At 69.4% G+C, this 12,235-nt stretch carries 7 protein-coding genes; 3 read left to right on the forward strand and 4 right to left on the reverse strand.

Translation table 11 applies throughout. The annotated features are described in order from the left end of the window. Positions 1 to 4 precede the first annotated feature (4 nt). Positions 5 to 2,557 carry an ABC transporter ATP-binding protein gene (locus tag RQI43_RS16215; protein WP_311275801.1) on the reverse strand — a complete coding sequence of 851 codons (2,553 nt, stop codon included), beginning with the start codon at positions 2,555 to 2,557 and terminating at the stop codon, positions 5 to 7. Between the two features lie 289 nt (positions 2,558 to 2,846). Here RQI43_RS16215 and RQI43_RS16220 point away from each other — a divergent pair, with 289 nt between their 5' ends. Further along, on the forward strand, positions 2,847 to 6,479 hold the full coding sequence (locus tag RQI43_RS16220) for an autotransporter domain-containing protein (RefSeq protein ID WP_311275802.1): 3,633 nt from the start codon (positions 2,847 to 2,849) through the stop codon (positions 6,477 to 6,479). Positions 6,480 to 6,751: 272 nt separating this feature from the next. Beyond that, the gene (locus tag RQI43_RS16225; protein ID WP_056422280.1) at positions 6,752 to 7,609 is read left to right on the forward strand and encodes a class II glutamine amidotransferase; all 858 of its coding nucleotides are present in this window, start codon (positions 6,752 to 6,754) and stop codon (positions 7,607 to 7,609) included. On the opposite strand, the gene RQI43_RS16230 is transcribed toward RQI43_RS16225, so the two are convergent. Further along, the gene (locus RQI43_RS16230; protein ID WP_056454689.1) at positions 7,582 to 8,265 is read right to left on the reverse strand and encodes a TenA family protein; all 684 of its coding nucleotides are present in this window, start codon (positions 8,263 to 8,265) and stop codon (positions 7,582 to 7,584) included. The genes RQI43_RS16225 and RQI43_RS16230 overlap by 28 nt on opposite strands. Beyond that, positions 8,262 to 9,149: an aldose 1-epimerase family protein gene (locus RQI43_RS16235; protein WP_311275803.1), complete on the reverse strand. Its 888-nt coding sequence runs from the start codon at positions 9,147 to 9,149 to the stop codon at positions 8,262 to 8,264. The genes RQI43_RS16230 and RQI43_RS16235 overlap by 4 nt, the downstream gene beginning before the upstream one ends. Before the next feature lie 248 nt (positions 9,150 to 9,397). On the opposite strand from RQI43_RS16235, the gene RQI43_RS16240 reads away from it, so the two are divergent. Beyond that, on the forward strand, positions 9,398 to 11,098 hold the full coding sequence (locus RQI43_RS16240) for an HWE histidine kinase domain-containing protein (protein WP_311275804.1): 1,701 nt from the start codon (positions 9,398 to 9,400) through the stop codon (positions 11,096 to 11,098). Positions 11,099 to 11,156: 58 nt separating this feature from the next. Here RQI43_RS16240 and RQI43_RS16245 read toward each other — a convergent pair whose 3' ends face one another. Further along, complete coding sequence (locus RQI43_RS16245) at positions 11,157 to 12,185, reverse strand: aliphatic amidase (protein ID WP_311275805.1); 1,029 nt, start codon at positions 12,183 to 12,185, stop codon at positions 11,157 to 11,159. Between the last annotated feature and the right edge of the window lie 50 nt (positions 12,186 to 12,235).

Genomic DNA, 12,235 nt, shown 5'->3' on the forward strand with positions numbered 1-12,235 from the left:
CCCGTCAGGCGGCCATCACCGTGTTGCGCTCCACATGCAGCACCGCGCCGAAGGGATCGTTCGCGTCGAGCGTATCGGTACTCGGCAGGCAGACGATGAGGCCGCGGCCGGCTCGCGCCGCGCGCAGGCTGGCGAGGCGCGTCCTGATCTCGGCGGCCTTGCCGTCGTCCAGCGCGATGGCGACGACCACGATGTCCGGTTTGCGCACGAGGCAGCGGGCGAGGTCGATGCCGATGCGCTCGCGCGAGCCGATGGCGTTCTCCCCGAGGCTCGCCCCGCCGCCGCCCATGCCCGGCTCCACGCGGCTGGCGAGGCCGAGCCGGTAGACGGTTGATTCGAGGCCCTGCTGCACGAGGACCCGGCGCACCAGGGCTCGCACGCGCGGCTCCGCCCCGGCCTCCTCGCCGTTGATGCGGCCGAACAGGAGGTTCTCCTCCAGGCTGGCGGCCGGGTTCAGCCGGTCGGGATCGTAGAATTCCACCGCCGAGCGCAGGTTCTGCGGCAGAAGCCGCGCGAAAGAGTGGCGTGCGGCGACGATGCGCTCCTCGAAAGCGGCGTCGATCAGGCCGAACCGGTGTCGCGTCTCGCTGTAGCGAAGCGCCAATCCGATCAGGCGCTTGCGGTCGCGCTGGCCCGCCGGGCCCCGGCGCCAGCCCTTCGCCTCCGGCTGACGGCTGACGAGATCTTCGAAGAACCCGCGCTCGGCCGCGGGAAACAGCGAGAACGCGTCGAAGAGCGGGTGGTCGTCCGGAAGGTCCGCGAAGATCTCGATGGTGCTGCGCGCTACCTGGAGCCCGATCTCGGTGAAGGGCCGGGTCAGGTCCTCGGCCTCGAGCACGGCGCGCAGGTAGGGATGGGCCGCGATATGGCTGCCGGAGAAGGCCGGTCCCACGGCCTCGCCGAACAGGATGTTCTCGCCCACCGTCGCCTGATGGTTGTAACGGGCGGGATCGAACGGCTCCACCAGCCGCGCCGCCTTGTCCTCTGCCAGGGCCTCGCGCACGGCATGGCGGGCGGAGACGATGGAATCGGCGATGCCGGGTTCGGCGTTCGGGTCCACCGTTCCCTCGAGGCCGCGTGCATAGACGAAAGTGTCGAGCCCGGTCAGGTGCAGCACCTCGATGAGGTCCGCCTCGGACGGCTTTTCCTGCCGCGCCGCGCCGTAGAGGATGTTCTGTTCCAGCGTGCCCTCGATCAGGATCGCCTCGGCGCCGGCCAGCGCGATGTGGCTGGCGCGCTCGGCCGGGTCGAGGCTGCGCAGGTCGATTCCGTCATAGGTCACCGCGCCCGCGGTGGGTTCGAGCTGTCCGGCCAGCAGGGCGGCCAGCGCCCGCGCGCCGCTGCCGCGCTCGCCCACGATGGCGAGGTGGGAGGGCATCGCCACGGTGACGTCGACGCCGGCGAGGCGTTCGCCGCTGGCGGGATCGTAGACGCCAACGCCGGACGCGGCGAGTTCCCCGCCCTTCGGCAGCGCGGCGAAGGCGCCGGGCCTGTTGCCGCCGCGCCCTTCGAGGGACACGAGCGTCGCCGCCAGATCGCGGAAGACCGGCGCCACGGCCTCATGGATCCAGCGCAGGCGCAGGGTGACCGCCAGGGCCAGAACGGCGAGGGCGAAGCCGCCGCCGGCCGCCACCAGGGCACCGGGCTCCACCGGTACCGTCGTGCCGTCGTGCCCGCGCCAGAGCGCCACCGCCACGACGATGGCAGGCAGCAAGATGACGAGCGCCGTGGACGGCGCGCGCGCATAGGCGAGGCGCGATTCCGATGCCGCCAGCGCGTCGCGGGTGCTGGCCCCCTTGGCGGCGAGGCGGCTGCGCTCGAAGGCCGCCGCGCCGTGAGCGCGTACCGCCGGCATCCGCCGGATGAGATCGGCGAGGGCCCGCCCCGCCGCCCCCCCAGCCCGCAGACGCAAAGCCGCGCGATCGTGCACACGCCGCTGGATCAGGGCGCGGGCGAGCCCGGATGCCAGGAGGCCGACGGCCACGGTGGGCAGCAGGCGCGGGGCGGCCAGGGCGGCGAGAATCAGGGCGAGGATTCCGCTGCCGATCGCCAGCGCCGGCACCAGGACCGCCAGTCCGAACAGGGTGTCGAGGCGGCCCAGCATGTCGGCCAGGATCTGCGCCAGGGCGCGGGCCTCGTCGCGGGCGCTCGGCGGCGCGCGCAGGATCGCCTCGGTGACCCGACCATGCAGGGCCGCCACCGTGCGCGCCTGCGCCTGGAAGCAGAGGCGCGCCACCGCCCAGCCGAGGCCGGCCGAGGCCAAGGCCGCCGCCGCCAGGCCGAGGAAGGCCACGCGCACGAGGTCGGCCGTGGGCAGGGCCCAGCCGGCGAAGGCGACGAACGGCTCCGCGTCGCCCGTCCGCCACGGCAACGTCGCGGTGATTCGCAGGAACCGGCCCGCCGTTTCGGTATCGTGGACCTGGACGCCCACGAGGTCGCGCATGCACAGCAGCGCGAGAAACGCGAGGGGCCCCCCGAGACCTAGCGCGAGCCCGACCGCGGCGACATGCTCGCTCCGCGCGGTCCGCCAGGTGAAGGCGATCGGATCCCGGTCCATCGGCACTCTGTGCAAATCGCCCCGGGAAACCGAGGCTCGCTGAGCGGCTTAGAGGATCGGGCGCGGCGGCGAAAGCGCTGGGGCGCACCTCGGCGGGCCATGCCGCCATTCTCCCGGCGCCGTTCTTCAGCCTTCGTCCATCGCGCCGGGAGCGGCCATCCGGCGCTACACGCGCGCCACGAATGCCCTGCCGTGTTCGCGCCAGGCGATTTTCGTCACGGCATCGTCTTACGGCCAAGCTAGCACCGCGCCGCCAACAGGCTGCTGCCTTTTTTCGTGCGAGGCTTCCGTGTCCACACCTCTCAAGACCGCCCTGCTTGCCGCGACGTGCCTCCTGCCGGTCGGTGCGCAGGCTCAGCAGATTCCGACCTCGCCGGGCATCGGCTTCACGAACAGCACCTCGGTCGTCCCCGGGACGGTCATTCCGCGCGTCCTCGACAGCTACATCGGCCTGATGACGTCCAATCCCGCCGTCATGATCCAGAACTACCAGACGGTGGTCGGGATGACGCAGGCCCGGAATGCGGACCAGACCCTGGCGGCGATCCACGACGACCGCACCGTACAGGCCTACAGCATCCTGAACGGGCTCGGCCCCCTTACCTCCGCCTACCTCACCGGGGCCGGGGCCTCGTTCACCGGCACCCGGCCGACGAGCCTTACGCCGACCACCTATGCGACGACGACGCTGGCCGACTACGCGGCCAACCTCAGCACCGGCGCGAGCGCGAGCGGCGGCGCGACGAGCTTCGGCGACGGGACGGCGACACCCCTCGCGGCGGCGGTCAGCTTCATCGACAACACGGTCCGGGCCAATGCTTCGACGGAACCGTCGAAGCGGGTCTTCGGGCGCTACCAGGGCCCCAATCCGGCCATCGACCCCCTGGCGCCCCGTTTCAACGATTACAACGCCATCACGAACAAGGCGGGCCTGACCACCGCGGACACGGCGAACTTCGTCGTGCCCGGCTACCTCTCCAATTTCCCCGTTCCGGCGGTCTACGGAACGACCGACCGTTGGGTGAAGGGCTTCACCGTCACCCAGGAGATGATCGATGCCAATGGCGGACGACCGCTGACGGCTCCCAATGTCGGCTCCTTCGGCCCCACCGGCGCCTTCAACCCGACGACGTTCGGGGTCGGCGAGTATGTTCCGGGAATCGGGACCTCGCCCCGTCCGTTCCGCGTCAGCACGGCGGTCGACGTGCCGACGCTGCTCAACCCCCGCACCAACACCACGAATGCCTACGCGGATGGCGGCTATCCGAGCGGCCACACCAATTCGGGCTATCTCCAGAGCCTCGGTGTCGGCTTCCTCGTCCCGCAGCGGATGCAGGAACTCCTGACCCGCGCCTCCGAGCTCGGTAACAACCGCATCCTGACCGGCATGCACTCGCCCCTCGACGTGATGGGCGGGCGCATGCAGTCGACGGCGATTGCCGCCACCAACATCTACGCCGCCCTCTACGACGCGGCCGGCAACCGGATCGACTGGACCAACCCCGCCAATGCCGGCGCCTACGCCGTGTATCAGGCCTACCAGCAGACCCAATCCTACCTGGCCGCGAGCTGCGGGGCGGGGACCGTGGCGGGGTGCCTCGCCGCAGGCGCGGCCTCCGGAGCGGCCGATTCCTTCGGCAACGCCGCGCAGAACAAGGCGGATTACACCGCCCGGATGACCTACGGCTTCCAGCCGACCGGACCCAGCACGCCCCTGACGGCCGCCGAGGTGCCGGTCCAGGCGCAGGTGCTCCTTCTCACCCGCTTCCCCTATCTCAGCGACGCCCAGCGTCGGGAGGTGCTGGCGACGACGGGCCTGTCCTCGGGCTACCCGCTGCTCGACGGCAACACCTATGACGGCTGGGGCCGCCTGAATCTCGTAGCGGCGGCGGACGGCTACGGCGCCTTCAACGGCGCCGTCACGGTGACGATGGACGCCGCCAAGGGCGGGTACGACGCCAGCGACACCTGGCGGAACGACATCGGCGGAACCGGCTCCCTGACGAAGGCCGGCACCGGCACGCTCACCCTCACCGGCACGAACACCTATTCGGGCGGCACCACCATCGCGGGCGGCACCCTCGTCGCCTCCGCCGCCAGCCTCGGCTCGGGTGCCATCACCGACAATGCCAGCCTGATCCTCGACCAGGCCACCGACGGAACGCTGGCGAATTCCATCGCCGGCACCGGCATCCTGACCAAGGCCGGATCCGGTACTCTCAACCTGACCGGCACCAGCACGTTCAGCGGTCTCACGGGCGTCGCGCAGGGGCGTCTCGACGTGAACGGCAGTCTCGCGCATTCCGTGGTGACGGTGGGCGAGGGCGCTGCCATCGGCGGCACCGGCACGGTGGGCGGGCTCGTGGCCCGGTCCGGCGCGGCGGTGGCGCCGGGCAATTCCATCGGCACCCTCAACGTGGCCGGCAATGCCAGCTTCGCGCCCGGTTCCACCTTGCAGGTCGAAGCCAACGCCGCCGGCCAGTCCGACCGCGTCACGGCGACCGGCACCGCCACCCTCGACGGCGGCACCGTCCAGGTGCTGGCCGGTGCGGGCCGCTACGACCCGCGCACGAGCTACACCGTCCTGACCGCCGCCCGCGGCGTCACGGGGCAGTTCGCCGGCGTCACCTCCAACTTCGCCTTTCTCACCCCGACCCTGCGCTACAGCGCGGGGGCGGTCGACCTGACGCTGACCCGCAACGACATCGCCTTCTCCACCATCGCCCAGACCCGCAATCAGGCCGGCGTCGCCGACGCCATCCAGGCGGGCGGCGCGGGCTCCGCCCTCTACGGGCGCACCGTCGGACTGACCACGCCCGAGGCGCGCGCCGCCTTCGGGGCGCTCACCGGCGACATCCACGCCAGTGCCGCGAGCGCCCAGTTCGAGACCGCCTTCTTCGTGCGCGAGGCCATCCTCGACCGCCTGCGCTGGGGCGCGGCGGAGGTCGCCGATTACGGCAGCCTGCCGGCCACTTACACGGCCGACCTGCCGGGTCGGTCCGCTCCTGTGGCGCCCGTGCCCGTGCGGGTTCTCGACCCGCGCGTGTTCGGGGTCTGGGGACAGGGTTTCGGCAGCTTCGGCCAGGCCCGTAGCGACGGCAACGCCGCCGGGCTCTCGCGCCAGACCTCCGGCTTCGTGCTCGGTGCGGATCTCCGTCTGGAGACCGGCTTCCGCCTCGGCGTGGCCGGTGGCTACACCGCGACCAGCCTCGACAGCGCAGGGCGCCTCTCATCGGGCACGATCGAAAGCGGCTTCGGCGGCGTCTATGGCGGCTTCGAGCGGGGGGGCTTCGCGCTACGCCTCGGTGCGGTCTATGCCGACCAGTCGAGCCGCATGAGCCGGGTCGTGAGCTTCGCCGGGTTCTCCGACAACGACACGGCCCGCTACGGCGGCTCGACCGTTCAAGGCTTCGGTGAGCTGGGTTACCGCTTCTTCCTGGGCGCTGCCCAGCCCGTCCTGGTCGCCAAGGGCGGGGCGGCTCCGGCCCCGGTCCAGCAGACCTATATCGAGCCGTTCCTGGGCGGGGCCTACGTGTCGATCGGGCGCGACCGCTTCACCGAAACGGGTGGACTGGCGGCGCTGACGAGCGCGGCGCAGAGCACCGAGGTGGCGACCTCGACGTTGGGCCTGCGCGGCCAGACCAGCTTCGATCTCGGGTCCGGTGCGCCGGTCTCGCTGAACGGGTTGGTTGGCTATCGCCGGGCCTATGGCGACGTGGTGCCGAAAGCCCTCCTGAGCTTCGGCACGGGGCCGAGCTTCCTCACCATGGGCACGCCGATCGGCCGGGACGCCCTGGTGGCACAAGCCGGGCTCGACGTGCGGGTGGCGCGCGGCACCACGCTGGGTGTGTCCTATACGGGCCAGGTGGGCGAGCGGGCGCAGGACCATGCCGTGAAGGGCAACTTCACCTATCGGTTCTGAACCTTACGGCGGACATTGCGCCGCCGGACCGCGCGGGTCCGGCGGCGTTTACATCCCAGGAGGAAATGGCCTCCGAAGGTCGTGCGCTTTTTCAGTGCCGACCAAGGCTTTCTGCGCGAGGAAGGCTGTTTGCGTGAAGCGGAGCGTTTCGGAAGGATTACCGGCTCCCGCGGGTGGGAAAATCCTCTAGAGTGGGTAGCTTGGCGGTCTCCCCAAGGACTCCGTCCTCCGCAAGCCCACCCGTTCCTCCCACGCGAAGTCCCCGAACCTCCATGTGCGAATTGCTCGGCATGAGCGCGAACGTGCCCACCGACATCCGTTTCTCCTTCGCGGGCCTCGCCCGGCGCGGCGGGGAGACCGGGCCTCACGCCGATGGATGGGGCATCACCTTCTACGAGGGGCGGGGCGCGCGCGCCTTCCACGAGCCCGAGCCGAGCGCGCGTTCGGTCCTCGCCAAGCTGCTGCGCGACTACGCGATCAAGAGCCGGATCGTGATCGCGCATGTGCGCAAGGCCAATCGCGGGCGGGTCGGGCTCGAGAACACCCATCCGTTCAGCCGCGAGCTCTGGGGCCGGCGCTGGACCTTCGCCCATAACGGCCAGCTCAAGGGCGTGAAGAAGTGGCCGCTGACCTGGTTCAAGCCGGTGGGCTCCACCGATAGCGAATACGCGTTCTGCTGGATGCTCGACCGGCTGCAAACCCGCTATCCGAGCCTGCCGAGCCCGGCGCGGCTCGACAATGCCGTCGCTGAACTCTGCGCCGAGCTGCACGGGCTCGGCGTGTTCAACATGCTGCTCAGCGATAGCCGGACGCTCTATGCCCACTGCGGCAAGCGCCTGTGCTACCTCACCCGCTGCGCGCCGTTCGGCACCGCGACCCTCATCGACGAGGATTGGCACGTGGATTTCGCGCAGGAGACGCGGACCGACGACGTGGTGACCGTCATCGCCACCAAGGCGCTCACCCGCGACGAGTGCTGGACCGATGTGGAGCGCGGCCACATGCTCTCCCTGCGCGACGGCATCGTCCGCATCGTCAAGCCGGGAGTGCCGAAGCCGGTGCGAATTCCTCCGCCCTGTTCCGGGGTCGGGCGTCCCGACGGTCAGACTGGCCAGGCCGCCTCGCGGTAAGCGCTGTCCCAGAACATCCATTCGAGCTGCGTCGCGCGGGAGAAAGCGCGGTGCATCCGCTCACGCAGCGAGAGCGAGACCCCGAGCGCCGCGGAATCGGTGGTCGCGATCATCTCGGCGACGGCGGTGCCGAATTCCTCGCCCGCGTAGGTGTCGATCCAGGCAGCGTAGGGATTGCCGGTGCCTGCCCGTGACAGGATGTCGGTGCCGATCTCGGCATAGATCCAGAAGCACGGGAGCAGGGCGCCGAGCAGGACCTCGTAGGGCTCGGCATAGGCCGTGGCGAGGAGATACGAGACATAATGGTCGCAGGCCGGCGAGAGCGGCGTCGCCGCGAAGGTCTCGGCCGTGATGCCGTAATCCCGGAAGAAGCCGCCATGGAGGGAGCGCTCGACCACGATCGCCGTCTCGGCGGCCTTGGCGAACTGCACGATGCCCTCGGGCTCCGGCGACTTCGCCGCCGCCAGGGCCAGCGCCCGGCCGAAACCGATGAGGTAATGCGCGTCCTGCAGGATGTAGTGGCGAAAGCGGGCCTCGCCGAGGGTGCCGGCGGCGAGTTCCGCATTGAACGGCATCGTCCGGATGGCCTCGTAGGCCGTCTCGTTGCGCGCCCAGGCTTCGGCCGAGAAGCCGTTCTCGTCGACGGGGCGGATCATGAGCGGGGACCTTCCAGGGTAAGGCTGACCCCGTGGCGGACGCGCTGGCCGGGGGCGATGAGGCGCTGTGAATCCCGGCGGGTCAGGTCGCCGTCGAACCCGGCCCAATCGGCATGGCCGGTCCAGCATTCCAGGGACAGGAACGGCGCCGTGGGCTTCGTCCAGATGGCGAGATGCGGGAAATCCGAGACATCCATGCGGATGGCGCTGCCGTCGGGAGCGGTGAAGCGCATCCGTGCGCTCGCCGCATCGCGCAGGACGATGGCCTCGGCGAATAGGTCGGGATCGAGGGGCAGGATGCGGCCTTCGAGGGGGAACGGACGCTCCTGGCGCAGGAGCAGGCCGCCATCCCCCACCTCGGGCGCCAGAGCCCGTTCGGGGTGCTCGAACTCCACCGCGTAGCCGCCTCCCGCCTTGCGCTCTCCGCCGGCGAAGGGCCAGGGGAAGGCCGGGTGGAAGCCCAGGGCGTAGGGCAGGTTCGTCCCACCGGTATTCTCGATCCAGATCTCGAAATCGAGATGGGCCGGGCCGACCCGCGTGGTGATGTCGAGTTGGAACGGAAACGGATAGCGAGCCCGCGTCGCCTCGCTCTCGATGAGGCGCAACGTGACGCTGTCGTCGCTCTGCGAGACGATCGTGAAGGGCAGGTCGCGGGCAAAGCCGTGCTGGCCCATCGGATAGGCCGTGCCATCCACCCGGACCACGCCGCCGGACGAGGCGCCGACCACCGGGAAGAGCCAGGGCGCATGCCGGTTCCAATGCGCCGGATCTCCGTTCCAGAGATACTCCCGCCCACCCACCTGCCAGGAGACGGGCTCGGCACCGGACGCCGCGACCACCGCCACGGTGCCGTCTCCGGCCTTGAGAGTGATGCGGTCGCTCATGTGGTCTTCCTCGGTGCTGTCACGCTCGGGGCCTTCACGCTGACGCGGTTGTGGCCGCAGGCGGAGCGCCGGTCCAGCCTCAACCGGGACGATTAAGCGTTCACCGTCACGGAGAAATCCCGGCGCCGCGCCAAATTGCCCATACGGCTGGTCCGCCAAGTCAGGCATACAGTATTATGGCCAAGCTGATTCGGTCGGCCGAACCGGGTCCGTCTGGCTGAAACGTTCCCCATGGCCGACCTCCCGTCATGACGCTCACATCCCGTATCGTCGCGCTGGTCGTGCTCGCCCTCGTCCCTGCCATCGCGGTCCAGAGCTTCAACGAGCACGCGCTGCGCAGCGCCCGCGAGGATGCCGTGACGGCCTCGGCAATGCGCAACGCCCGCGCGGTGGCGGAAGACCTCGCCCAGTTCGCCAGCGGCATGCGCCAGCTCCTCGATATCCTCGCGGAGGCTCCGTTCATCCGCGACCAGGAAGCGGCGGGGTGTACCAGCTTCCTGCGCTCCATCATCCGAAAGCTTTCCGGTGCCACGATCCTCATCGTGGCGGATGCGAAGGGGCAGCTCGTCTGCAACAGCCTGGGAATGGAGCAGGGCGCCTATTCCATCGCCGACCGGACCTATTTCCAGAAAGCGATGCAGTCGGGCGTGCCGGTGATCGGGGAATATGTGGTCGGTCGCGGCAGCCGGGTTCCCACCATCCAGTTCGCCTATCCGATCCGGGATTCCAGCGACAGGTCCTCCGGCCTGCTCATCTTCGGCTTCGATCCCGCCTGGCTGGGCGAGCGGCTGGCCCATGCCGGGCTGCCCAAGGACGCCGCCGTGACGGTGACCGACCGCAGCGGCACCATCATCGTCCAGAATCCCGATCTCGGCTCCTGGGTCGGTCAGACGATGCCGGCCGCCTTCGCGTCCGGTCTGGACAGGGCCAGCACCCTCGGAACCGCCGTCGAGATGCCCGGTCTCAATGGAATCCGCCGCATCACCAGCGTGGTCCGTCCCGATGGCGCCCTCGACGGGATGACCGTCGCCGTGGGCCTCGCCCGCGATACCGCCTTCGCCGATATCGATGCGGCGACGCGGCGCGGCGTGATCCTGATCTTCCTCGGGACGCTCGTCGCCATCGTGGCGGCCTTGATCGGCGGCCGCGTCTTCATCCGCAAGCCGGTGCGGCGGCTGTTGAAGGCGTCCCGCGCCTGGCGTTCCGGCCAGCTCTTCGCCCGGTCGGGCCTAACGGGCCGCTCCGAATTCGGCCAGCTCGGCCAGGCTTTCGACGCCATGGCCGCCACGCTCGAGAAGCACGAGGACGGTCTGCGGGCCGAGCTCGAACGCACGCGCAGCCTGCAGGAACAGCAGGTGACGATGATGCACGAACTGAATCACCGGGTGAAGAACACCCTCGCCACGGTCCAGTCCCTCGCCCGGCAATCGCGCGGCGGCGAGGAGCAGGCGGCGCAGCTGGAGGGCCGCATCCTCGCTCTGTCGAAGACCCACGATCTCCTGACCCGCGACGACTGGACCGGCGCGCCGCTCCGCGCCGTGCTCGAGAACGAGCTCAGCCCCTACCGCAGTTCGGCGGACCATATGGAACTCGTCGGCCCCGATATCGACCTACCGCCGCGCTACGTGCTGGCCTTGGGAATGACCGCCCACGAACTCACCACCAACGCGGCGAAATACGGCGCCTTGTCAGGCAGCCAGGGCCGCCTGTCGGTGATCTGGCGCGTCACCGAGGATGGCATGGGTGGGCGGCGGCTGGAAATCGAGTGGCGGGAACGCGGCGGCCCGGCCGTGGCGCAGCCGAAGCGCCGCGGCTTCGGCACCCGGCTCATCACCGGCGGCATCGCCCGCGAACTCGCGGGCTCGGTCGAGCTCGATTTCCAAGCCGAAGGCCTGCGCTGCCGGATCGACGTGCCGATCGCGACCGCGCCGACGGTCCGCTTCCACTGATCTTTCGATACAAAGCCTCGACGAGTCGAACTCGTCGAGGCTTTGTCTTCGCGAGCCCCTACTTGGCGGCGTTGGGGATGCCTTCGATTGGGCATTCCGGCGTGCCGAGATCGGGGCGGGTGATGGCGCGGACCGCCTCGCGGGTGCCGGCCGGGTCCTCGATCCAGCGACGATAGAAGTCGTAGGGACAATCGGCCTTGCCGGGCTCGTTTTCTTTCGAGTTGATCATGCCCGTATAGCCACGGTGCAGCAGTTTGAAGAGATGGTTCTCCGACTGCATGTTGGCGCGGGCATCGCGGATAAGGAACTTCGACAGGGCGGCATATTGAACGCCCATTTCCTCGGTACCGCATTCGCCGAGCGTCCGGCCGTCGAAGCCGATGATCGCCGAATGGCCGAAATAGCTATAGACGCCGTCGAAGCCGGCGGCATTGGCCACGGCCACATAGGTGTTATTGGCGAAAGCCATCGCCTTCGACATCAGGATCTGCTGCTCCTTGGCCGGATACATGTAGCCCTGGCAGCGGATGATGAGCTCGGCGCCCCGCATGGCGCAGTCGCGCCAGATCTCGGGGTAATTGCCGTCGTCGCAGATGATGAGGCTGATCTTGAGGCCCTTCGGCCCATCCGAGACATAGGTGCAATCGCCCGGATACCAGCCCTCGATCGGGGTCCAGGGCATGATCTTGCGGTATTTCTGCACGATCTCACCCTGGTCGTTCATCAGGATGAGGGTGTTGTAGGGCGCCTTGTTCGGATGCTCCTCGTGGCGCTCGCCGGTGAGCGAGAACACGCCCCAGACACCCGCCTTCCGGCAGGCCTCGGCGAAGATCGCGGTCTCCTCCCCGGGCACGGCAGATGCGGTCTCGTACATCTCCTTGCCGTCATACATGATCCCGTGGGTCGAGTATTCGGGGAAGATCACGAGATCCATGCCGGGCAGGCCGGACTTCATGGCCACCACCATGTCGGCGATCTTTCGCGCGTTCTCCAGCACTTCTGCCTTCGTGTGCAGACGCGGCATCTTATAGTTGACGACCGCGACGCCGACGCTGTCGTTGCTCGAGGAAATGTCGCCATGCATCATGGGTGGGGTCCTCCTGGATTCGGGAGTGCAATGCGCCGTTTCCCTCCCCC

Source organism: Methylobacterium sp. WCS2018Hpa-22 (assembly GCF_031843785.1).
Classification (GTDB): Bacteria; Pseudomonadota; Alphaproteobacteria; order Rhizobiales; family Beijerinckiaceae; genus Methylobacterium.

Bases quoted from the DNA above. Each gene is read 5' to 3' on its own strand.
- RQI43_RS16230 (WP_056454689.1), bottom strand. From the start codon at position 8,265: ATGATCCGCCCCGTCGACGAGAACGGCTTCTCGGCCGAAGCCTGGGCG.
- RQI43_RS16240 (WP_311275804.1), top strand. From the start codon at position 9,398: ATGACGCTCACATCCCGTATCGTCGCGCTGGTCGTGCTCGCCCTCGTC.
- RQI43_RS16235 (WP_311275803.1), bottom strand. From the start codon at position 9,149: ATGAGCGACCGCATCACTCTCAAGGCCGGAGACGGCACCGTGGCGGTG.
- RQI43_RS16215 (WP_311275801.1), bottom strand. From the start codon at position 2,557: ATGGACCGGGATCCGATCGCCTTCACCTGGCGGACCGCGCGGAGCGAG.
- RQI43_RS16225 (WP_056422280.1), top strand. From the start codon at position 6,752: ATGTGCGAATTGCTCGGCATGAGCGCGAACGTGCCCACCGACATCCGT.
- RQI43_RS16245 (WP_311275805.1), bottom strand. From the start codon at position 12,185: ATGATGCATGGCGACATTTCCTCGAGCAACGACAGCGTCGGCGTCGCG.